The following is a 22,505-nucleotide window of genomic DNA, read 5'->3' as shown; positions in this document are numbered from 1 at the left end:
TGACCGAAGACCACGCCATCCGGCTGGTGTGCTGTCCCGGAAATGGCTGCACGAGATGAAATCGATGGATTCGCGTTCAGGGCAAGGCGCCAACCGCAGCGATAGCCGTAGCTATCGCGAGGATTTGCAACGCCGCCCTGGGCGCGAAGACGCGATTTCATGTGCAGTTATTTCCGGGACAGGACACTGGGCGTCAGAAACTGCCGCGCAAGGTCAGCAGGAACTTGCGCGGCTCGCCGACGTAGCTGGACCAGTAATCGCTATCGATGTTCCCGTAGTAGCGCTTGTCGAACAGGTTGTCGATGTTCAGCGCCACCGACCAGGCCGTGCTGACTTGGTAGGCCACCCGGGCACCCCAGACCGTATAGCCGCCCTGTACGGGGTTCGGTTTGGTGGTGCTGTTGGTGCGCTGCGCGCTGCGGTAGGCCAGGCCGCCGCCCACATGCCAGGCGCTCAGGTCGCCGGGTAAGCGGTAGCCAGTCCACAGGCGCAGCAGGTGGCGGGGCATCAGATAGTCAAAGGGCGTGCCCATCAAGGCGCTGTTCGCATCCTGCACATACTTGTTGCGGCTGTAGGTATAGCCGCCGCTGACCTGCAAGCCCCGCGCCAGTTCACCGTGAGCCTCCATCTCGAATCCTTCGATGCGCACCTTCCCCGCAGGCTTGGAGCAATAGCTGGCACCGCCGCTCCCGCAGATCTTCGGCGAGCCGTAGTCGGTAACGGCCCGGTTGTTCTGGTCGATGCGGAAAGCGGCCATCGACACGTCCAATGCGCCATCCAGCAATTCGCCCTTGACGCCTGCTTCGTAGGCTTTGCCGGTCATCGGCGGCAACACTTGCCGCCGGGCATCGGTCGCGCTCTGCGGATTGAAGATGGCCGCATAGCTGGCATAGGCCGACCATTGGGGCGTCAAGGCATAGACGAAGCCGCCATAGGGCGTGAAGTTGCCGCTTTCCTGCATGGCACTCGACGATTGATGGCCATCGACCTGGCTGATGCCGTGACCTGTGTAGTCATACCAGCTTGCCCGCCCGCCGGCCATCAGCGTTGCCCGCTCGCTCAGGTGGCTGCGCCACAGGCCATAGACCCCTTTCTGCGTGACGTCGTAGTTCTGATCCCAGATCTCGGATGGATTGAACGCAGCGAACCGAAGCGGATCATGGTTGGGCTGGTACACGTCATAGACCGCGTGAACCCAGTATTGGGTATAGCGGTCATCGCGTTTTACCTTCGAGTAGTTGGCCCCGAGCACCACCTCGTGCGCCATGCCGAGGGCATTCAACCTGCCGTCGACATGGACGTCAAAGCCCCGGTTCGTTGAAGCGTTGTCGTAGACGTAGCCGATGCCATCCACTGTCGCTCCCCCTGTAGCGACCTCTCCGTTTTCGTAGGCGGTGGTGGCGTCGTAGCCATCGCGCAGGCTCACCGCGCTGGCCTTCAGCGTCCAATCGGCATTGAAGCGGTGCGACAGGTCGAAGAAAAGCTGTGTCTCGCGCCGGGTCGCCTCATTCCACCCCGCGCCGATATAGGCAGAGCGGGGCAGCGCAATGGCCTGCCCGTCTTCAAAGCGGGGGACGCCGCCGTACAGCGTGCTGTTGCCCTTGAGCCGCGCGTGGGCAACGCCCAGGCCCATCGTGGTGTCCGGTGTGATGTCCAGATCGAGTGCCCCATAGAGATTCAAATTGCGATCCCATACGGTATCGAGGAAGGACTTCTTGTCCTCGTAATCGAGCACGGCACGGCCGCGCAGCGTGCCTTGCGCGTTCAGCGGCCCGCCCGCGTCCACGCGGGTGCCGTAGGTGTCCCAGGAACCCATACGGCCTTCCACGGTGACCTTGCGCTCGGCCAGGCCGCGCTTGCGCACCAGGTTGACCGAGCCGGCCGGATTGCCCGCACCTTCGAGCAGCCCTTGTGCGCCGCGCAATACCTCGATGCGATCCAGATACACGGAGCTGGCGCTCAAGTCGTTGCCGAAGCTGTGATACCGCTTGAGCGGTACGCCGTCGTATTGCAGCGTGTCCGTCGAGAAACCGCGCAGATACACGTCGCTGCCGCCATTGGGACGCTTGCGGAAATAGGTGCCTGGGGATTGGGCCAATGCATCAGTGACGGTGTTCAGCCCTTGATCGTCGAGCTGCTGGCGCGTGATGACCGTGACCGACTGCGGAATGTCCTTGGGCGATTGCGCGCCTTTGAACAAGGTTGCGCCTCGCGCCGCATAGCTGCCGGTGTCCTCCGTGGTGGCGCTGCGCTCGGCCTGCGCGGTCACCGTCACCTCGCGCAGCGTGGCGGTTGCCGCACCGCCCCCGGCCGCCGCTGGCGCCTGGGCGCCTTGCGGCGCGGCCACCAGCACATAGCCCGCGTCCGTCTTGCCCAGCGCCAGCCCGGTGCCGCGCAGCAGCGCGGCAAAGCCGTCCTCCACGCCGTAGCGCCCCTGCAGCCCCGGCGACTGCAGGCCGCGCACCCTGGCCGTGTCGATCACCAGCGCGGTGCCGCTTTGCTGGGCGAAGCGGTTGAGCGCCTCGGCCAGCGGGCCGGGCGGAATGCTGTCGCTCGCGGCCGCCGGGGCCTGCGCGGCGGCGGGGCCGGGCAAGGCGCAGAAGGCGGCGGCCAGCGCCACTGCGGCGGCCAGGGGCTTGAGGCGCCCGCCAGCGCGGCGCCGGGCAAGGTGTCGGTTGGATGTCGGCATGGTGGTTCCCTTTCTGTTGCTTTCCTTGCGCTTGACGGACGGGCGGCGAAAAGCGGAACCCGGGCGGCGTGCTTTCCGCAAGGGCCACGCGCATGGCGGCCTGCGGAATTTCAATGAAATTGGCTCCTGGCGCTTATGCAGCAAGCGCTGGCAGCTATCAAAAAAGGAGTCTTGGCGCGGCCCACAGCCGCACGGGCCGCCGCAGGCTCTTCAGGGCTGCGGCGCCACGTCCACCATGGCGAGATACCGCGTGACCATGCGCACCCGCAGTTGCGGAAAGCCATCGACCAGCAGTTGCAGCGCGCGGCCGGTGTCGTCCAGCGGCAGCACGGCCGAGACGCGGATGCCTTCGAGCGCCGCGCGGTCGTAGTGCAGGTAGCCGGGGCGCTGGCGCGCCAGGGCGTCGAGCACCTCGGGCAGCGGCTGGTCGTGCACCACGAGCTGGCGGCGGCGCCAGGCGCCCTCGGTGCTGGCGGCGTCCAGCGCGGTGAGGGGCTCGGCCCCGGCGGCGGTGAAGCGCAGGCGCTCGCCCGCCTGCACGCGCAGCGGCGCGGCGCCGCCGGAGGGCGTGACTTCGGTTGCGGATTCAAGCATGGAGAGCACGGTGGCGCCGGGCTGCCGCTCGACCACGAAGCGCGTGCCCAGCGCGCGGATGCGGCCATGCGCGGTCTGCACGACGAAGGGGCGCGCGGCGTCCTTCGCCACGTCCACCAGGATGTCGCCCTGCACCAGCTCCAGCGTGCGCCGCGCCGCGTCGTAGCGCAGGTTCACGGCGCTGCCGCCGCGCAGGGCGATGCGGGTGCCGTCGGCAAGTTCGCGGGTCTGCCATTCGCCGGTGCCGGTGCGCAGGTCGGCCAGCAGGTAGGCGGGCGGCCAGGCGTGCAGCACAACGGCGGCGGGCACCGCCAGGGCGAACGCCAGGGCCAGCGCGGCGCCCGCGCGGGCGATGCGGCGGCGGCGCCGTCCAGCGGACAGCGCGGCGCTGAGCGCGGCCTGTGCCGGGCGCGCGTTGCCGCCGGCCTGCGCGCGCAGGCCCTGCATGCGCTCCAGCAGGGCTTCCATGCCGCGCGCGGCCTCGGCGTGGCGCGGGTCGGCGGCCTTCCAGGCGGCGAAGGCGGCGCGGGCGGCTTCGTCGGGTGTGTCGGGTGCGCCGGCGCCCAGACGCACCAGCCATTGCGCGGCTTCTTCGGCGATGAGGTCGGGCGCGCGTACCGTCATGCGCCGCCGGCCATGGTCCGGTCCATGGCGGTATGGCAGTGCAGCAGCGCCTGCACCAGGTATTTGCGCACCATGCGGGGGGAGACGCCGAGCGAGGCGGCGATGGCGTCCTGCGGCTCGCCATCCAGGTAGTGCAGCAGGAAGGCGCGCGCGGGCTTGGGCGGCAGGCCGTCGAGCGCGGCGCTGATCTGCTGCAGCGCCTGCAGTGCGGCGAGGGTGTCTTCGGGCGAGGGCGCGAGGCCCGGCTGGCTGTCGGCCAGCGCGGCCAGTTCGGCGAGGTAGGCGCGCTCCAGCGCCTGGCGGCGCGCGCGGTCGATCAGCAGGTGCTGCGCGGTGGTGGTGAGGTAGGCGCGCGGCTCGCGCAGGCCCAGCAGCGCGTCGCGCGAGGCGAGGATGCGCACGAAGGTGTCCTGCGCCACGTCCGCCGCGCCATGCGGGCAGCCCAGCCTGCGGCGCAGCCAGCCCAGCAGCCAGCCGTGGTGGTCTGCGTAGAGGACGTGGAGGGCATGAAGGTGCGAAGGCATGGCGATGAATGGGAATCGCTCTCGATTGTAACGATCCCCCCCGAACATGCCTGGCGCGCGCCGGGCCGCGCGCCCCAGAAGAAAGCGCCCTGGGCATGGCACCAGGGCGCTTCTTTTTCAGTAGCTGCCAGCGCTTGGCTGGCCTTGGTTTGAGGCTAAAAAGCCTTGTAAAACGAGTCCAGGCAAGCGCGAGCAGCTATGGTTTTCGACAGCCTCAGCTACGGATGATGTGGTCGAACGCGGAGAGCGCGGCCGTGGCGCCCGCGCCGGCGGCGATGATGATCTGCTTGTACGGCACCGTGGTGCAGTCGCCCGCGGCGAACACGCCGGGCACGCTGGTGTGGCCCTTGGCGTCGATCACGATCTCGCCGAATTTGCTCAGCTCCACCGTGCCCTTGAGCCAGTCGGTGTTGGGCAGCAGGCCGATCTGCACGAAGATGCCTTCGAGCTCCACGCGCTTTTCCTCGCCCGTGGCGCGGTCCTTGTAGGCCAGCGCGTTGACCTTGCTGCCGTCGCCCAGCACCTCGGTGGTCTGGGCGTTCAGCACCACGTCCACGTTGGGCAGGCTGGCGAGCTTCTTCTGCAGCACGGCGTCGGCCTTGAGTTGGGGCATGAACTCGAACACGGTGACGTGCGCCACCACGCCGGCCAGGTCGATCGCGGCCTCGATGCCGGAGTTGCCGCCGCCGATCACGGCCACGCGCTTGCCCTTGTACAGCGGGCCGTCGCAGTGCGGGCAGTAGGCCACGCCCTTGGTGCGGTACTGCTCCTCGCCGGGCACGTTCATGTTGCGCCAGCGCGCGCCGGTGGAGAGGATGACGCTCTTGGCCCTGAGCACGGCGCCGTTGTCCATTTCCACCTCGGCCAGGCCGCCGGCCGTGGCGGCGGGCCTGAGCGCCTTGGCGCGCTGCAGGTTCATGATGTCCACCTCGTACTCGCGCACGTGGCGCTCCAGCGCGGCGGCGAACTGCGGGCCCTCGGTCTTGGGGATGGAGATGTAGTTTTCGATGTCCAGCGTGTCGTTCACCTGGCCGCCGAAGCGCTCGGCCGCGACGCCGGTGCGGATGCCCTTGCGCGCCGCGTACACCGCGGCCGCGGCGCCGGCCGGGCCGCCGCCGATGACCAGCACGTCGAACGCCTCCTTGGCCGAGAGTTTGGCGGCCTCGCGCGCGGCGGCGCCGGTGTCGAGCTTGGCGACGATCTCGGCCAGCTCCATGCGGCCCGCGCCGAACACCTGGCCGTTGAGGTAGACCATGGGCACGGCCATGATCTCGCGCTCAGTCACCTCCTGCTGGAAGGCGCCGCCTTCGATCACCGTGGTCTTGACCTTGGGGTTGAGCACGGCCATGAGCGACAGCGCCTGCACCACGTCGGGGCAGTTGTGGCACGACAGGCTCATGTAGACCTCGAAATTGAAGTCGCCACCATCCACAGGCGACAGCGCCTGCACCTGCTCGATCAGGTCCTGCTCCACCTTCGGCGGGTGGCCGCCGGTCCACAGCAGCGCCAGCACCAGCGACGTGAACTCATGCCCCAACGGCAGGCCGGCGAAGCGCAGGGACTGCTGCGTGCCCGCGCGCTGCAGCGAGAACGAGGGCTTGCGCGCGTCCTGGCCGTCCAGGCGCAGCGTGATCTTGTCGCCGCGCAGGCCCTGGATGGTGGTCAGCAGCTCGCGCATCTGCGCCGCCGTCTCGCTGTCGTCCAGCGATGCCACCAGCTCGAACGGTTGCGTCACGCGCTCCAGGTAGGCGGCGAGTTGGGATTTGAGTTGGTCGTCGAGCATGGCGGTCCTTTGCGAATTTGTTGGAAATATGAGGGCGAAAAAAAGCCGGACGGCATGGCGCATGGCGCCATGGCACTGTCCGGCTGTAGAGAAGCGCGGATTAGATCTTGCCGACCAGGTCCAGCGAAGGCGTCAGGGTCTTGGCGCCTTCCTTCCACTTGGCGGGGCACACCTGGTCAGGATGCGCTGCCGTGAACTGGGCGGCCTTGAGCTTGCGCAGGGTTTCCGACACGTCGCGGGCGATTTCGTTGGAGTGGATTTCCACGGTCTTGATCACGCCATCGGGGTTGATCACGAAGGTGCCGCGCAGCGCCAGGCCTTCTTCGGGGATGTGCACGCCGAAGGCGTTGGTCAGCTGGTGCGTCGGGTCGCCGACCAGGGGGAACTTGGCCTTGCCCACGGCGTCGGAGGTCTCGTGCCACACCTTGTGCGAGAAGTGCGTGTCGGTGGTGACGATGTAGACCTCGGCACCGGCCTTCTGGAACTCGGCGTAGTGCTCGGCAGCGTCCTCGATCTCGGTGGGGCAGTTGAACGTGAAGGCAGCCGGCATGAAGATCAGCACGGACCACTTGCCCTTGAGGCTCTGCTCGGTCACTTCGATGAACTCACCCTTGCCGTTGCGGTTCACGAAGGCGGTGGTCTTGAACGGTTGCACTTGCGTATTGATCAGGGACATTGCGGTTTCCTTTCAGTTGGAGTCGAGTGATGACAGGGATGAAGTCTATCCCCATCGCGACAATCAATCCAATCAATCTATTCGATAATGTTAATTGTTAATAGCTATTAAAACGCACGCCCGGCCCACCGGATACGAATGCGTGTCAGGTTGAATAGCAGCCCAACCGGCAAAACAGGGTCTTGCGCGCCGCCGCCTTGCCCGGCCCCGGGTGTGCGATGACAATCCCGCCATTCACACCACAGATACCGGGAGCCCCACGATGCAAGGCGACGCACAGGCCATCACCTACCTGCAGGCCCAGCTCAAGAACGAGCTGACGGCCATCAACCAGTACTTCGTGCACTACCGCATGCTCAAGCACTGGGGCTTCGACAAGCTGGCCAAGAAGGAGTACCAGGAGTCCATCGGCGAGATGAAGCACGCCGACGCGCTGATGGACCGCATCTTCGTGCTCGACGGCCTGCCCAACCTGCAGGACCTGGGCAAGCTGCAGATCGGCGAGGACGTGCCCGAGATCCTGGCCTGCGACCTGCGCGCGGAGCAAGGCGCGCAAGCCACCCTCAAGGAAGGCATCGCCCACTGCGAAGCGGTGCGCGACTACGTCTCGCGCGACCTGCTGCAGGAAATCCTCGAGGACACCGAGGAGCACATCGACTTCCTGGAAACCCAGATCGACCTGCTCGACAAGGTCGGCCTGCAGAACTACCTCCAGTCGCAGATGGGCGAAGCGGGCGACTGAACGCCCCGCGCACACATGCTTTCAGCGGGCCCAGGCCCGCTTTTTTTTTGCCGCCGGGCTCCCGCTTTTCAACTGCCTGTCGATGCGGGCGGCTCCTGCCCCACTTCCACGATGTACTGGGGCGAGAGCATGGCCACGCCCTGCCGGGCGAACACATCCTGCACCTTGCCGTGCAGCAGGCTGACGATGGCGGCCTGGTGCTTGGGTTCGTCGATCGCCACGCGCAGCTCGTATTCCACGCAGGTGTCCGAGAGCTTTTTCTGCAGCACCTTGGGCGCGGGGTGGAGGCGCACGCCCGGGGTCTCGCGGGCCACTTCCAGCAGCATGGCCTCGACCTGCCGCCAGGGCGTGTCATAGCCAGCCGTCACGTTCACGGCAATGAATACCCCGCCGCCCCGGGTCAGGCGCGAGAAATTCTTCACCTTCTCGCCCACCAGGCCCGAATTGGGGATGTTCACTTCCTCGCGCAAATTGGTGTGGAGCTTGGTGGCGAACAGGCCGATTTGCGCCACCGTGCCCTCGACCTCGCCGATCTGCACGTACTCCCCCACTTTCAGCGCCCGGGAGTAAATCAGGATCAGCCCCGAGGCAAACTGCCCCACCAGGCTGGACGCGCCCAGCGACACCATCAGGCCGATCATCACCGACAGCCCCTTGAACGCCTCGGTCTGCGCCCCAGGCAAATAGGGGTAGGCCATCGCCAGGGCGAACACCCACACGGCAAACACCAGCAAACGCCGCGTGGTGGCGGCGGTGTCGCGGTCGAACTGGGCCAGCACCAGATCGCCACGCTCGATGCGCCCGAACAGGTACGCCACGAAGCGGGCCGTGTAGCGTGCTGCCAGCAGAATCACCAGGGCGATGAGCAGATTGGGCAGCAGCTCCAGCACCGCCCACAGGCGGTCCTGGGCAAACTCCCACAGCAGGCTGTTGAGGTTCAGGCTCCAGGCGCGGGTATAGGGAATCTGGTGCAACACCACCGACAGCCAAGCATGCACCAGCCCCAGCGCCAGCAGCGTGAAAACCAGGGCCATGGCATAGTACACCCAGCGCACGGCAATGCGCACCCTGCGCCCTGCCACCACCCCCGCCCAGCGCACCGCCGGGTGTACCCAATGGCGCAGCCGCTGCAGCGCCCAGCGGCGCAGACGCCAGAGCAGCTTCAAGGCCAGCGCGGCCGCTGCGGTAGCCAGCAGCACCCAGGCCACCATCTTGGCCATGGCTTGCGGGTTGTGCAGCACGCTCAAGTCTTCGCGCACCAGCTCCAGGGCTTGCACGGCTTCCTGTACGCGCTGCTCCAGGGTTTCGCCGTCCATGGTGTTGATGTCCGCAGGGCGCAGGTAAAACGCCAGTTGGCCGCCCAGCAGAATGGCCGCCCCCTTGTCATCGACCCGGCTGCTCACGCGCGCCCGGGGCTGGGCGTTGAAGGTTTTTTCGATGCGCTGCTCCGCCGCCTCCGCCCGGTCCCTGGGAGAGTAGCCCCCCACCTCCCCGGCCAGGGTCGTGATGCTGCGGCTGTACACGCGCAGCACCTGGGGCTGGCGGGTGTCCGGCTGCGCATCCTGCGCCCCCGCAGGGCCCATGCCCAGGCAACACAGCAGCCACAGCAGGCCAACGCGCATCCAGGACATGGACGGCAACGCCTCAACCCAGGGTGTTCTTGTAGACCTTGCCGCCCTTCATGATGAGGCGCAGATTGCGCTCGGGCTCGGTCAGGAAGTCCAGGTTCGCGCCGGGGTCGCCATCGGCCACCAGGATATCGGCCCACGCCCCGGCGGCGATACGCCCCAGGGTGTGGGGATAGGGGTTGCGCTCGCCCGACAGCGCCAGCAGCTCGCCATTCACGCCCGTGGCCTGGGCCAGCAGGGTGAGCGGGTCGTAAAAACGGGTGAGCTTGGCCAGATGCCGCCCCTGGCTGGCCGTGTTCTTGGGGTTGAACAGGATGTCGGTGCCCCAGGCCGTCTTGACGCCATGCTTTTGCGCCATGGCATAGGCTTTTTCGGTGCCCTCGGAGGTCTTGCGCTTGTTTGCCTGGCGCTGGGGGTCGGCGTAGGCATTGCCCTCGCCATCGTCGAAAAAGGGCTGCAGGCACCACCACACGCCTTCGCCACGCATCATGCGCACGCTTTCCTCATCCGCCAGCTGGCCATGCTCGATGCTTTTCACCCCCGCGCGGATGGAGCGCTGAATGCCCTTGGGCGTGTAGACATGGGCCATGACGTAGGTGCCCCAGTCGTCGGCGGCGGCCACGCCGGCGCGCAGCTCCTTGTCGGTGAACTGGGTGCTGTCCAGCGGGTCGTACATCGAGGCCACGCCGCCGCCCGCCAGCATCTTGATCTGCGTGGCCCCCAGCATGAGCTGCTCGCGCACGCGGCGCAGCACCTGGTCTTCGCCGTCGGCGATCATCGCCACGCCCACGCGCTCGATCAGGCTCAAGGGCTCGTTGTCCGCACGCGGCAACTCGGTGCGCAGGCGGAAATCCCCGTGGCCGGAGGTCTGCGAAATCATGGCCCCGCTGGGGAAGATGCGCGGGCCCGCCACCATGCCTTCGTCGATCGCCCGCTTCAAGGCGAAGGACGGGCCGCCCGCATCGCGCACCGAGGTAAAGCCCCGCAGCAGCGTGCGCTGCGCCTCTTGCGCGGCACTCAGGTACAGATAGCCCACATCCGAAGTCATGGCCACCATCTCCGGAATCCCCGCCAGCATGGCGTGCCAGTGCGCGTCGATCAGCCCCGGCATCACCAGCTTGCCCTGGCAGTCGATCACCTGGGCATCCGCCACCTGCTCGCCCGCCCCCAGCAGCGCCTGGATGCGGTCCCCTTCAATCAGTACCTGCACGCCCTGGCGCACGCGCTGGCCGCTGCCATCGAACAAGCGCAAGTTGGTCAGCAGGGTGCGCGGCCGGCTGGGCGCCGTTTGCGCCAGGGCCAGCTCCGGCCCCAGCGCGAAGGGAGCCAACATGGCCGCCGCCCCGCCCAAAAAGAAACGGCGCGACATGTCGGCCATCACCCTCTGGTGCAGCCGGTCGCAACCGGCACTGCCGCAGGCGCAGCGGCGGGCGCGGATCGGGCCAAACGTCCAGGCAGACAGCGGATTGCGCAAGGGCATAGGACCTCCTGTTGAGCGAAGAGATGCAGGAATATACGTGCATCCATGGCGCCCGGGGGCAGGCTTTTCACGGGGCATCGCACAGTGCCGGCCACGCCGGCGACCTCACACTGCGCCGTACAGCCCCTGCAGCCAGGCCACCGTGTGGGCCAGTTCGGCCGGGCGGATTTCATGGGCGCTGGCGAACTCCTCGTACGCCAGGTGCAGCGGCAGGGCCTGCACCTGGCGGCGGATGGACTGCGCCGCGGCCAGGGGAATCACGTTGTCGTGCGTGCCGTGGCTGACCCACAGGTGCTTGCCATGGAAGGCATCGGGCGCGGCGATGTGGGGCACGATCTGCGGCAGCAGCCGGCTGTGCCACACCAGGGCAGCACGCATCAGTTCGGGGCGCGAAAGCAGCAGCGACAGCGCCATGATGCCGCCCTGGCTGAAGCCGCCCACCACCACGTGCTCGGGCGCCACGCCCAGCTGGCTGGCGGCCGAGGACAGGGCCTGCGCCAGCAGGGCGCGGCTTTGCGCCTCCTGGGCCTCGTTGATGGTGCGCTCGCCGTTGGGCTCGATGGAAAAATCGAACCACGCGAACGCGCCCGGCCCCATGCGGAACGGCGCACGCAGGCTGAGCACATGGAACGCCTCGGGAATCTGCGGCGCCAGGCCGAACAGGTCGTGCTCGTTGCTGCCCACGCCGTGCATCAGCACGAGCAGCCAGGGGTGGCGCACCGCCGGGTTCGCGGGGCGGTGCTGAAAGGTGAATGGCAGATCCAGCATGGTGGAAGGCTCCTGGTAAGGCGAGGGAATGGCACGCCCCGTCAGGCGGCGGCGTCGAGCGCGAAACTGTCCATGGCGAGCATGCCATACATCACTTCGCGGCTCAGGTACCCGGCCTGCCAGCCTTCGCCCGCCGCGCCCAACGCGAAGAACAGCGGCAGGAAATGCTCCTGCGTCGGGTGGGCGCGCTGCGCGTGCGGGGCCTGGCGGCGGTAGTCCAGCAGCGCGGGCAGGTCCTGCCGCCGGATGGCGTCCTCCACCCAGCGGCTGAATGCCTGCACGTACGGTGCAGGCGCTTGCACGCCGCCCACGAACTCGCGCAGGTTGTGCGTCATGCTGCCCGAGCCCGCCACCAGCACGCCCTGGGCGCGCAGGCTCCGCAGCACGGCACCCATGGCATACGCCTGCGCCGGGCCCGCCGCCACGGGCAGCGCCACCTGCACCACGGGCACATCGGCAGCAGGAAACAGGTGCATGAGCGGCACCCAGGCACCATGGTCGAACGGGCGCTGCGCGTTGCCCTGCGCCGCCAGCCCGGCTGCGTGCAGCAGCGCCAGCACCTCTTCGGCCAGCGCGGGCGCGCCGGGCGCCGGGTAGCGCAGGGCGTACAGCGCGGGCGGAAAGCCGCCAAAGTCATGCCAGGTGGCGGGGGCCGCGCCCGCCATGACCTCGATGGAAGGCGCCATCCAGTGCGGCGACAGGATGACCACGCCGCGCAGGCCCGGGAAGCGCGCGCGCAGCGCCTGCCCCCAGCGCGTAAGCGCAGGCCCGGTCTCGCCCGCCTCGATGGCGAACAGCGGCGCCCCATGCGAGACGAACAGCGCCGGCAGTTGCGGCGCGGCAGCCGCAGCGGAAACGGAGGCAGCAGGGGCGGTAACGGGCAAGACGGCAGACATGGCAAAACTCCTTGGAGCCATGAATGTAGGGTTCCTCCCGCCTCCCACCAAGCCGCAGAGGCGGGATTGAGCATTGCGAAAAACGCAACAATCGCACGTTTTTTCAGTCCGATTCGACCCGTCCGCGCAACACTTTGACGGCGCCGCGCAAGCGCTTGCTCTCGCGCCGGCGCTGTTGCGACGCCAGGGTAGGCCGTGTGGCGCGGCGCGCGCGCGGCGGCGTGGCCACGCTGTTGACCAGTGCCAGCAGGCGCGCCCAGGCGTCGGCCCGGTTCAGCTCCTGGCTGCGGTGCTGCTGGGCCTTGATGACGAGCACTCCGTCCTGGGTGATGCGCCCGTCGCGCAGGGCCAGCAGGCGCTGCCGTATCGGCAGCGGCAGCGACGACGCCGTGATGTCGAAGCGCAGGTGCACCGCGCTCGACACCTTGTTCACGTTCTGCCCGCCCGCGCCCTGGGCGCGCATGGCGGTGATCTGCACCTCGTGCTCCGGCACCTGCAATGGGGGCTGCGAACCCATGTCTGGCTCCTTGGTTCCCTGCCGCGCTCAGGCCAGCGCCTCGCGCAGCGCCGCGTGGAAGGCGCCGGGCTGCTCGTACTGCACCCAATGGCCGCAGCCGGGCACCAGCGCCATGCCCGCGAACGGTGCCCCCGTGGCCCGGAAAGCGGCCTCCAGCGCGGTGATCCAGCGCTTGTACAGCGCATCGCTGGCGCCATAGATGGCATGCACCGGGCAGCGCACCTGCGGCAGCGAACGCGCCAGGATGTCGGTGTGCGCCAGCCGCCGGCGCGGCAGGCGGTCGCGCGCCACGTTGTGGATGTGCAGCGCCAGCGTGGCATCGTCGATGTGCGACGGGTCGGACAGCATCAGCGCCGCCAGGTTGTCGCGGTGCGCCTGCAACTGCTCTGCCTGCGTGGGCAGGTGGCGCCAGCCCTTGAGCGTGAACTGGCGTTCGGGCACCACGCCCATGGCCGGCGCCCCCACCAGCACCAGGCGCTGCACCGCCGGGGGGTGCGCCGCCGCCAGCAGGCCCGCCACCATGCCGCCGAACGAAAAACCCACCAGATCGCACGGCTGCGCGCCCAGCAGCACCCGCAGCCCGGCGTGCAGCGGGGCGACCATGGCGTCGGCATCATGCCCGCCGGGCGGCGGGGCCGAGTCGCCAAACCCCGGCAGGTCGGGGGCCCACACCTCGCGGCCCTCGGCCAGCAGCGTGTCGATATTGCGAAGCCAGTGCGTCCAGCTGCCGCTGCCGCCGTGCAGCAGCACCAGCGGCGCCACGCCCGCGCGCGGCACGCCCCAGGCGTGCCAGACGATTTCGCCCGCCGCCATCGGCGTGGCGAGGCGCCGCGCCTGCGCCTGCAGGCGCGCCATGTCTGCAGGCAGTGCTACCACTGGGCGATGGCGTCGATCGCCAGGCCGTAGCCGGCCACGCCCAGGCCGCACACCACGGCACGGGCCACGGCCGAAATGTAGGAATGGTGGCGAAAGGGCTCGCGCGCATGCACGTTGCTGATGTGCAGCTCGATCAGCGGCACGCCCGTGCCCTTGATGGCGTCGAGCAGCGCCACGCTGGTGTGCGTGTAGGCCCCGGCGTTCAGCACCACGCCCGCCAGCTCGCCCCGGGCGTGCAGGCGGCCGGCCTCGTGCAGCCAGTCCAGCAGATCGCCCTCGTGGTTGCTCTGGCGGAACTGCAGCGCCAGCCCGTGGCGCGCGCAGGCCTGCTGGCACAGGGCCTCGACATCGGCCAGCGTGTGCGCGCCGTACACGGCGGGCTCGCGCGTGCCCAGCAGGTTCAGGTTAGGGCCGTTGAGAACGAAAACATTTTTCACGAAAGGGCGCTCCAAGCATGCACAAAACCGTGAAATTATGCGGCGCCCGGGTTCAGGGCATGGCGGCCAGGCTCCGTCCCTCCATGTCAATGGGCGTGGCCATGCGCCCGGCCTTGCGCGCGCTTCCTGTCGTCCACCACGTTCACCGTCACGCCATTGGGCAGCACCATGTCGCCGGGGCGCTGGCCCGCCGGGCAGGCGCCGAGCCGGCGGCCCTCGAACGCCATGCGGCCCGTGTTGCCCAGGGGCGTCTGGGCATACGTCACGTCGAAGGTGCCGCGGTAGGCGGACCGCAGGTCGCCCTGCAGTTCGATGCGCGCGTCCACGCGGTTGTCATGCACGTAGCACACGGTGGCGATGGCGTACCCCGCGCCGGCCTTCGGCGGGCGCCGGGTCACCTTGACCGCATGGCAATCCTCCTGGCTGGGCACCAGCGCCAGCAGCATCACCGGCTCGGCCTCGGCGCTGGTGCACATGCGCACCGTCTGCGGCCTGTGCGGCGCCTGGCCGGCGCGCTTCAGCACCAGGTCGTCGCTGCGCACCGTCACCTCCCACAGGCCGTTCTGGCGGGCGGGAAAGGCGGTCTTGCGGGGGGCTTTCCCGCGGGCGGGCGGCGCCTCGTGCGCCATGCCCTGCGCGGCCAGCAGGGCCGCGCACAGCGCCAGGCAGGGTGGAGTGAATCGCATGGCTCTGCGCCCCTTGTCAAAGACTTCAAAAACAATAGCTGCCCGCGCTTTCTACATGCGCGTTACAGCCGCTTTTCATGCAAAAAAGCCAGCGGCGCCGGGTAGCGCCGCTGGCAAGCTGCCCGCCCCGTTCAGCCGCGCTGGCGGCGGCGCGCCATGAACAGCCCCATCAGCGCCGACAGGAGGATGAGGCCCCACTCGGACAGCGTGGGAATGGCCTGCGCGCCTGCGGGCGCGGGCCCGGCCACGTCGCCGGCGGGCACGGTCTGCACGTCGTCGGGGAAGCTGCCCGAGCCGGCCGTGCCGGTCACCGGGCCGCTGGTCTTGGCGGGCGTGCCGGCGACCGGGCAGGTCACCACCTTGCCCACGGGGATGGTTTCGCCCGGCGCCCAGTTGGCGGCGGGGGTGGCGGTGTCGATGGTGCATTGGCCCACGGTCACCCCATCGGGCAGGCCGGTGACGCCGCAGCGCGCGTTGGTGGCGTCGATGGCGCCATCGCTCGTGCAGGTGAAGCTGCCCTTGTAGGGCTGGCCCACGACGCCCTTGGGCAGGCCGCCCAGGTTGATGGTGACGTGCGGCCCGCCCACCGTCACCTGCCTGGGTGCGCTGTTGTTGCCCGGGTTGCCGTCGTTGCCGGCGCTGCCCGTGACCGTGGTGGTCTTGGGAACACCGACATCGGCCTCATCGGTGGGCGTGCCAGTGAGCGGGCACGTCACCGTGGCGCCGACGGGCACGGCGGCGGGGCCGGTCCAGTTGGCTTCGTTCGCGCCATTGATGTCCTTGATCCTGCACTGGCCGATGGCCACGCCCGTGGGCAGGCCGGCGATGGCGCAGGTGGCGGCGCTGGCCTGGGTCGCGCCCTCGTTCTTGCACGAGAACGAGGCGGTGGGCGGCACGGGCTGGTTCAGCCCCAGCGTGGCGGGCACGTTGGTGGTGTCGGGCACCATGTCGGCGTACAGCTTGGTCTGCACCATCTGGCCGGACTGCGGGTCGATGTCGGTGGCCGAGATGGGGTAGGTGCCGTTGTTCACGGCGTCGCCCGTGGTGCCGGCCGGCACGCGCACCTTCATGGTGAAGGTGCCCTGCTCGCCCGGCGCCAGGTCGCCGATGGCGCACGACGCGGACCAGGGCGTATTCACGCTCGCGGGTTCTGCCCCTTGCGGCGCAGTGCAGCTCTTGGTGGTGCCCGCCGTCGGCACGCCGATGCCGTCGAACACGGTGCGCTTGCCGTCGGAGGTCACGGGCAGCGCGGGCTCGACCTTCACGCCGCTGACCGCGTTGGTGCCGATGTTCTTGTAGGTGTAGGTGTATTCGATGGTGGTGCTGCCGTCGGCGTTGACGTACTTGCGCACCTCGGGCTCGGCGCTCACGGTGACCCAGATGCTGTCGGCCTGGCTGACGGCGTTGGCCCCTGTGCGCACCTCGCGCATGTAGAACGCGCCCGCGTGCGCCGTGTCGCCGCAGCCCGCGGCCACCACGCGCAGCGTGACCTTGTCGTTCTCCGCCACGGCGTTGGGGCCGGTGGCGTCGAGCGCGATGTCGAAGTTCACCCAATCGGTGTACTGGTAGCTGCCGGCCGCATGGAACACCACGCTGGGCTGGTTGGCGAAGTTGTAGGTGGTGTACAGCACCTTGGCATTGGGCGTGCCGTCGTCCTTGACCACCTCGATGAAGAAGTAGGCCTGGTTCGTGCCGTTGTGGCTGGCGTAGTTCTCCAGCACGGGCGCGCCGAGGAAGCGCAGGTGGAACTTGCCCGTGGCCGGGTCGCGGTCGGCCGCCGCGAGTGTGATTTCCTGGTGCACGGAGCTGGCCTTGGTGTTGTTGCCCGTGGTGTCGGAGTGCACGCGCAGCGCGTTCCCGGACGGCCAGGACAGGTTGCTGCCCGTATTGGTCGCACTCCCCGCCCCCTGCCGGGTGGCGGACTGGCTGGTGTAGGCCCCGGTGTCCATGTTCTGCAGGCCCAGGTCGGCGAACGTCTGGGGCACGATGGGCGTCAGGGCGGTGTTCTTCACGAAGCCTGGCGTCAGGTAGCGGCGCTGGTAGCCGTGCGGGTTCCAGCCGGTGTCCACCGGGTCGGCAAAGCTGCCGTTGGTGAAGCCCGCGTGCGCCGCGGGCAGCGCAGCGGCTGCCATGAGGCCGGCGAGCAGCGCGCGCGCCGCCCGGGTTGGTTTCTTGTGGTTCATGGTTTCTCCTCGGTGTGGTTGAACAAAACGGGCCGCCCTGGCGGCCATGCGTGCGTCGGCGTGGCTCACTGGACGAACACCAATCCCTTGCCGAACACCGCCCGCACGGGCAGCGGCAGGCCCGTGCCCTCCAGCGTCTTGCGCCGCAGGCGGGTGAGCGACGATTCGATGCGGTGGAAGCCGTTCTTCGCGCTGCTCGCGCCCAGGGCCTGCAACAGCGCCTGCTTGGAAACCAGCGCGCCCTGCGCCGCCATCAGGCTGCCCAGCAGCTCCAGCTCGCGCGTGGTGAGTTCGACGGCGCGCCCGTTGGGGGCGACCAGCCGGGGCCGCTGGCTGGCATCCAGGTGCCACGGCATGGCGGCATGGGCGGCGCCGATGCGCGTGCGGCGCAGCTGCGAGCGGATGCCGGCGGCCAGCTCGCCCAGGTCCGCGGGCTTGACGAAATACTGCAGCGCACCGGCCTCCAGCCCGGCGATGCGGCTCTGCACGTCGCCCCGGGCGGTCAGCACGACCGCGGGCATGCCGCGCTGCGCCAGGCGGCGCACCAGGCTCAGGCCGCTTTCGCCCGGCAGGCCGAGATTGACCACGGCCAGGTCGGCTTGCCCGCGCAGCAGGCGCACGTAGAAATCCTCGGCCGACTCGGCTCCCCAGGCCTGCATGCCGCGCTGGCGCAGAAAGCTGCAGACGCTGGCACGCATGTCCGCGTCGTCCTCGACGACGGCGATGGTGGGTGGGGGAAAATCGGGCGGCTGCATGGGAACGAATCAATGGCAGCCGGATTCTTCAAGCAAGCCCCCTCACGCTGCCATAGGCGAGCACTCCCAAGTTCTCATATCACCGGAGGTATTCACAATGATTGACAAAACCCCTGGAGTGCAAAAACCATAGCTGCCCGCGCTGGGCCAGCAGGGATTCCAAGGCCATTCCCATCTAGAATCGAGACAGGGCAAGCGCTGCCCGCTTCTTTTTCCATAGCACCAAGGCCCGCAGGGGCCTTTTCGCTTTCCACGCTCCCCCCATGACCACGACCACCCCGCCCGACATCACCGTCCTGCCCGAACTGCTGGCCTACATCGACCCCCTGACCCCCGAAGAAAACGAAGCGCTGGAGCGCAGCATCCTGGAAGAAGGCTGCCGCGACGCGCTGGTGCTGTGGGGCAACGTCCTGGTGGACGGGCACAACCGCTACCGCATCTGCACCCAGCACGGCCTGCCGTTCCAGACGGTGCAGAACACGCGCTTCCAGAACATGGAGGACGTGCACCTGTGGATGATCGACCAGCACCTGGGCCGGCGCAGCGTGTCGGAGTTCCAGCGCGGCGTGCTGGCGCTGCGCAAGCGCGAGATCATCGCCAGCCGCCGCGCGGCCGCTGCCGCCGCCGTGGTGGCCGCCCGGGCCGAAGCCGCCCAGGCGCCCGAGGCCCAGGCCCCCTGGGAAGGCGACACCGACCCCGTGGTGGCCCAGGCGCTGGCCAGCGTGCCCAAGGTGCCGGACGACGCGCTGGACACGCGCGAGGCCTTGGCGCGCGCCGCGCGCCTCACGGCCAGCCAGGTGAAGATGATCGAGGCCATCCACCAGAACGCCGCGCCCGAAGTGGTGGCCGCCGTGAAGTCGGGCGAGCTGTCGCTCAACGCCGCGGCCGTGGTGGCGACGCTGCCCGTGGAGGAGCAGAAAACCGTGGCCGCCGGGGGCGCGCAGGAACTCAAGCAGGCCGCCCGCCGCGTGCGCGACGCCAAGAAGAAGCCCAAGGCCGAGGCCCCCGCCGCCGCGCCGGACGAAGGCGCCGCGCCGCCCGCCTCGGCCGAGGCACTGCGCCAGCGCGTGACCGAACTGGAAGCCGAGAACGAGCGCCTGCGCCAGCAGGTCAAGGCGCTGCAGGACCTGCTGGCCGAACAAGGCTGAGCACAGGCTCAAGATCCCGGAAAAAGTGCCGATAAAACGGCACAAATCCACCGATCAAGAGGAGCCAAGCCATGGTATCGACGCCCGCCCTGAGCGCCACGCAACCCTCCCAGGCCCAGGCCACCAGCGCCGCCGGTGCCGCCAATGCCTCCACGGCGCAGGCCACGCCCCTGGACGAGGCGCGCAAGGCCGCCGCGAACACCCCGGACGGGCAGCGCACCCAGCTCAACACGCAGATCCTGCAAGCCTCGCTGGACGTGTCCATCAAGGCGGGCGACGACTCCATGGCCCTGCTCTACCGCACGGCCATCGACCACATCAACGAGTTGCTGGCCCCCGAGTTCGGCCCCGACGCGCTGCAGGCCGCGATGCAGCAGGACAACAGCGCCGAGGCCACCGCCGGGCGCATCCTGTCGGCGGCCACGGGCTTCTTCGATGCCTACGCCGCGCGCTACCCCGACAAGGACGCCGAGACCGTGCTGCGCGACTTCGTCGACCTGGTGCGCGGCGGCTTCGAGAAGGGCTATGGCGAAGCGCACGAAATCCTCAAGGGGCTGGGCGTGCTGGGCGAAGGCAGCGACGTGGCCGCGGGCATCCAGAAAACCTTCGACCTGGTGCAAAAGGGCTTCGACGACTTCCTGGCCACCAAGCTGGCCGCGCTCCAGCCCAAGGACGACACGCAAGCCCCCGCGGACGATGATGCCAACGCCGCTCCGCAGGCCGCGCCACAAGCGGCGGCTGCGGCCACGGCGTGACAGGACTGCGCCGGTTTTCAGCCAAAAACGCTTCCAGCGTGCGTGCAGCAAGCGCTGCAAGCTATTGAAGAAGGAGCATGCGCAGCCCCGGCGGAGGTTTCCTACAATCGCGCATCGCCCTTCCCCTTGCCCAGCGCCCCAAGCCATGCCGTCTGCCTCCTCCCCCATTGGTGTGTTCGATAGCGGCGTGGGCGGGCTGAGCGTGCTGCAGGCGCTGCGCGCCGAGCTGCCGCAGGAGCGCTTCGTCTACCTGGCCGACAACGGCCATGCCCCCTACGGCGAGCGCGGCGACGCCTTCGTGGCCGCGCGCACCCAGGCCATCACCAGCCACCTGCGCGACATACACGGCATCAAGGCCCTGGTGGTGGCCTGCAACACGGCCACGGCGGCAGCCATCGACCAGGTGCGCGCCAGCCATCCCGGCCTGCCGCTCGTGGGCGTGGAGCCGGCGCTCAAGCCCGCCGTGGCGGCCACCCGGACGGGGCGCGCGGGCGTGATCGGCACCCGGGGCACGCTCTCCAGCGCCCGGTTCGCGCGGCTGCAGGCTTCGCTGCCCGGGCATGTGCACTGGGTGGTGCAGCCATGCGACGGACTGGCCTACGCGATCGAACGCGCCGCCCTGGGCGGGGATTCCAGCGATGCCGGTGCCGAGGTGCAGGCGCTGTGCGCGCGCTACCTCCAGGCCATGGGCCCGTTCGGCGGCGACGCCAGCTGCATCGACACCCTGGTGCTGGGCTGCACGCACTACGTCTTCGCGCAGGAGGTGCTGCGCCCCCTGGCGGGCCCCGGCGTGCAGTTGATCGAAACCGGCCAGCCCGTGGCGCGCCAGACGCGGCGCCTGCTGCAGGGCGCCGGCCTGCTGGCGAGCCACGCCCCGCTGGCCAGCGATGCGGCGCTGCGCCTGCTGACCACCGGCGACCTGGACCTGCTGCGCGCCGCCGCCGCGCGCTGGCTGCAGCTACCCGCGGACTGCTGCAGCGCCGCGGAAGTGCCCGCGCCCGCTCACGCCTGAGCGCTGGCGGCACCCCACAGGGGCTCGCCCTGGTGCTCCAGGTGCGTCAGGTACAGGCGCACGTCGAACTCGGCCTGGTGGTAGTCAGGCGCCATGTGTTCGCACAGCTGGTAGAACGCCTTGTTGTGCTCGCGCTCGCGCAAGTGGGCCAGCTCATGCACCACGATCATGCGCAGGAACGCCTCGGGCACCTGCTTGAACAGCGCGGCGATGCGGATCTCGTGGCGCGCAGCCAGGCGCCCTCCCTGCACCTGGCTGCGGCTGGTATGCAGGCCCAGGGCATGGCGCACGATGTGGATCTTGCTGTCGAACAGCACCTTGTTGACCGCATCGGCATTGCGCAGATGCCGGGCACGCAGTCCGGCGGTGTACTGGTACAGCGCCTTGTCGGTGCGCATGGCGTGGGCCTGGGGGTACTTTTGCAGCAGCCACGCGCCCGTGCCCTGGCGCGCCAGCAAGGCCCGAACCTGCTGTTGCAAAGGCAGGGGGTAGGCCTGCAGGTAGGGCAGAGGCATTTCCGCAGCCGCGCCCGCCCGCGCCACGCGGTCGGACATGGCCGCCGCGCTCAATGCAGGTGACGCGGCCGGCGGCCACCGCCGCCACCGCCATGGCCCGGCGCGCCGCCACCGCCGCGCGGCGGCTTGCCGATCTCGAGCGAGCTGACGAGCGCATCGAAGCGCTGGCTGAACAGCCGGTCGATCTCGGCCACGACACCGCCCAGTTCGGAGCCGTCGAAATGGCGCTCCATCAGGTTGACCACGTCCTGGACCAGCAGGTCGCGCTGCACCTGCATGATGGCCGCCGGCGTGGGCCCGACGAAGAGCATCAGGAAGTCGTCGCGCGACTCGGCGTCGTCCGGCGCTTCGTCCTCGTCGAACTCGACGTCATAGAAAGTCACCTCGATGGCCGCCCCCGCCTCGGCCAGCTCATTGAGGCTCATGCACATCTCATCGAGCGACTGGCGGAAATCCTCGTCGCCCACGACGGTCCAGCACATGCGCAGCACGTTGGCCTTGCCGTCGTATTCGATCCCGGGCTCTTCCTCGTAGGCGCTGGCCGCGCCATCGGCCAGGGAACGCGCACCCGCGTACTTCCACAGCGGCTTGAGCGCTTCTTGCAGCTGCTCGAAGCGCGTGCCCGGACGCAACGGCACCTGGCCGTGCACATGGATTTCAAAGGGAGCGTTGTAACTTGACATGTTCGAATCTGGATGGTGCCCCGAGCCGGGGTCGAACCGGCACGCCCCTTTTCAGGAAAGCGGCGGATTTTAAGTCCGCAGTGTCTACCAATTTCACCATCGGGGCCTGTGCGGCACCGCACGGGTGCTCCGCAGGGTAACCCGGGCAGCGCAGTGGTGCAATGTCCTCAAACCAGCAACTGCGAGGCCGCAGCCAGCAACCCCAAGAAAAAAGGGAAGCGTGGAGCTTCCCTTGATGTTGCAGGAAGTTGGACTTGTACCAGGGCGCTAAGTCCTTACTCCCCTACTCCTTGTTTTTGATGAGGAGTACCAAAGCCTTTGATTATGCCTTAATTCGCTTCATGAGATAAGCATCATTCCGGCCATACGTCCAAGGGCCCACAGGCCATGCGGGACAACAACGAAGTAGCCGCCCCGCCTAGCCCATCAAACCTTCCCAGTCTCACCAACCCAGTGCCACTGCCCCTGGGAACGGCAGCCAAGGTGGTGCTTGCCGGGCAGGCTGCCCCCGCCCCAAGCAAAACACCCCGGCAA

General features: G+C 68.7%; 21 protein-coding genes and 1 tRNA gene. 4 read left to right on the top strand and 18 right to left on the bottom strand.

Going from position 1 to position 22,505, the window contains the following annotated elements:
* Positions 1–193: 193 nt before the first annotated feature.
* From YS110_21505 to ahpC, 5 genes are all read right to left on the bottom strand, one after another.
* Positions 194–2,689 carry a TonB-dependent siderophore receptor gene (locus tag YS110_21505; GenBank protein UJB67151.1) on the bottom strand — a complete coding sequence of 832 codons (2,496 nt, stop codon included), beginning with the start codon at positions 2,687–2,689 and terminating at the stop codon, positions 194–196.
* A 210-nt stretch (positions 2,690–2,899) separates the two neighbouring features.
* A complete protein-coding gene (locus tag YS110_21500) occupies positions 2,900–3,907 on the bottom strand; it encodes a FecR domain-containing protein (protein UJB67150.1) in 1,008 nt (335 codons plus the stop codon).
* A complete protein-coding gene (locus tag YS110_21495) occupies positions 3,904–4,431 on the bottom strand; it encodes a sigma-70 family RNA polymerase sigma factor (protein ID UJB67149.1) in 528 nt (175 codons plus the stop codon). The genes YS110_21500 and YS110_21495 overlap by 4 nt, the downstream gene beginning before the upstream one ends.
* A gap of 214 nt (positions 4,432–4,645) precedes the next feature.
* Positions 4,646–6,214, bottom strand: a complete 1,569-nt coding sequence (gene ahpF, locus YS110_21490; GenBank protein ID UJB67148.1) for an alkyl hydroperoxide reductase subunit F — start codon at positions 6,212–6,214, stop codon at positions 4,646–4,648.
* A 100-nt stretch (positions 6,215–6,314) separates the two neighbouring features.
* Positions 6,315–6,890, bottom strand: coding sequence for a peroxiredoxin (ahpC, locus tag YS110_21485; GenBank protein UJB67147.1), 576 nt, complete (start codon positions 6,888–6,890; stop codon positions 6,315–6,317).
* Positions 6,891–7,152: 262 nt separating this feature from the next.
* Between ahpC and bfr the strand changes: the two genes are divergently transcribed.
* Entirely contained in the window at positions 7,153–7,632 is a 480-nt protein-coding gene (gene bfr, locus YS110_21480; GenBank protein ID UJB67146.1) for a bacterioferritin, read from the top strand.
* A 68-nt stretch (positions 7,633–7,700) separates the two neighbouring features.
* On the opposite strand, the gene YS110_21475 is transcribed toward bfr, so the two are convergent.
* The 10 genes from YS110_21475 to YS110_21430 form a co-directional block, all read right to left on the bottom strand.
* The gene (locus tag YS110_21475; GenBank protein UJB67145.1) at positions 7,701–9,263 is read right to left on the bottom strand and encodes a mechanosensitive ion channel family protein; all 1,563 of its coding nucleotides are present in this window, start codon (positions 9,261–9,263) and stop codon (positions 7,701–7,703) included.
* Between the two features lie 13 nt (positions 9,264–9,276).
* Entirely contained in the window at positions 9,277–10,638 is a 1,362-nt protein-coding gene (locus YS110_21470; protein ID UJB67558.1) for an amidohydrolase family protein, read from the bottom strand.
* A gap of 207 nt (positions 10,639–10,845) precedes the next feature.
* A complete protein-coding gene (locus YS110_21465; protein ID UJB67144.1) occupies positions 10,846–11,508 on the bottom strand; it encodes a dienelactone hydrolase family protein in 663 nt (220 codons plus the stop codon).
* Positions 11,509–11,549: 41 nt separating this feature from the next.
* Complete coding sequence (locus YS110_21460) at positions 11,550–12,404, bottom strand: dioxygenase (protein UJB67143.1); 855 nt, start codon at positions 12,402–12,404, stop codon at positions 11,550–11,552.
* 103 nt (positions 12,405–12,507) lie between these two features.
* Positions 12,508–12,921 carry an aminoacyl-tRNA hydrolase gene (gene arfB / locus YS110_21455; protein ID UJB67142.1) on the bottom strand — a complete coding sequence of 138 codons (414 nt, stop codon included), beginning with the start codon at positions 12,919–12,921 and terminating at the stop codon, positions 12,508–12,510.
* A gap of 27 nt (positions 12,922–12,948) precedes the next feature.
* Positions 12,949–13,776, bottom strand: a complete 828-nt coding sequence (locus tag YS110_21450) for an alpha/beta fold hydrolase (protein ID UJB67557.1) — start codon at positions 13,774–13,776, stop codon at positions 12,949–12,951.
* Positions 13,777–13,790: 14 nt separating this feature from the next.
* Positions 13,791–14,234 (bottom strand): type II 3-dehydroquinate dehydratase, encoded by a 444-nt coding sequence (gene aroQ / locus YS110_21445; protein UJB67141.1) that lies wholly within the window; start codon positions 14,232–14,234, stop codon positions 13,791–13,793.
* A gap of 86 nt (positions 14,235–14,320) precedes the next feature.
* A complete protein-coding gene (locus YS110_21440) occupies positions 14,321–14,920 on the bottom strand; it encodes a DUF3617 family protein (GenBank protein UJB67140.1) in 600 nt (199 codons plus the stop codon).
* 131 nt (positions 14,921–15,051) lie between these two features.
* Positions 15,052–17,103, bottom strand: coding sequence for an IPTL-CTERM sorting domain-containing protein (locus YS110_21435; GenBank protein ID UJB67139.1), 2,052 nt, complete (start codon positions 17,101–17,103; stop codon positions 15,052–15,054).
* A gap of 65 nt (positions 17,104–17,168) precedes the next feature.
* Positions 17,169–17,858: a response regulator transcription factor gene (locus YS110_21430; GenBank protein UJB67138.1), complete on the bottom strand. Its 690-nt coding sequence runs from the start codon at positions 17,856–17,858 to the stop codon at positions 17,169–17,171.
* A 263-nt stretch (positions 17,859–18,121) separates the two neighbouring features.
* On the opposite strand from YS110_21430, the gene YS110_21425 reads away from it, so the two are divergent.
* The 3 genes from YS110_21425 to murI all read left to right on the top strand — a co-directional run bounded on the left by YS110_21425 (position 18,122) and on the right by murI (position 20,773).
* Complete coding sequence (locus YS110_21425) at positions 18,122–19,006, top strand: plasmid replication/partition related protein (GenBank protein ID UJB67137.1); 885 nt, start codon at positions 18,122–18,124, stop codon at positions 19,004–19,006.
* A gap of 71 nt (positions 19,007–19,077) precedes the next feature.
* Positions 19,078–19,761 (top strand): DUF5610 domain-containing protein, encoded by a 684-nt coding sequence (locus YS110_21420; protein UJB67136.1) that lies wholly within the window; start codon positions 19,078–19,080, stop codon positions 19,759–19,761.
* 145 nt (positions 19,762–19,906) lie between these two features.
* On the top strand, positions 19,907–20,773 hold the full coding sequence (murI, locus tag YS110_21415; protein ID UJB67135.1) for a glutamate racemase: 867 nt from the start codon (positions 19,907–19,909) through the stop codon (positions 20,771–20,773).
* On the opposite strand, the gene YS110_21410 is transcribed toward murI, so the two are convergent.
* The 3 genes from YS110_21410 to YS110_21400 all read right to left on the bottom strand — a co-directional run bounded on the left by YS110_21410 (position 20,764) and on the right by YS110_21400 (position 22,077).
* Complete coding sequence (locus YS110_21410; protein UJB67556.1) at positions 20,764–21,288, bottom strand: M48 family metallopeptidase; 525 nt, start codon at positions 21,286–21,288, stop codon at positions 20,764–20,766. The genes murI and YS110_21410 overlap by 10 nt on opposite strands.
* A gap of 50 nt (positions 21,289–21,338) precedes the next feature.
* Positions 21,339–21,971 (bottom strand): hypothetical protein, encoded by a 633-nt coding sequence (locus YS110_21405; protein ID UJB67134.1) that lies wholly within the window; start codon positions 21,969–21,971, stop codon positions 21,339–21,341.
* A 13-nt stretch (positions 21,972–21,984) separates the two neighbouring features.
* Positions 21,985–22,077 (bottom strand) — tRNA-Leu (locus tag YS110_21400).
* Positions 22,078–22,505 lie beyond the last annotated feature (428 nt).

This window comes from Acidovorax sp. YS12, from assembly GCA_021496925.1.
In the GTDB taxonomy this organism is placed as follows: Bacteria; Pseudomonadota; Gammaproteobacteria; order Burkholderiales; family Burkholderiaceae_C; genus Paenacidovorax.
This window is presented reverse-complemented; position numbering and strand designations above follow the sequence as displayed.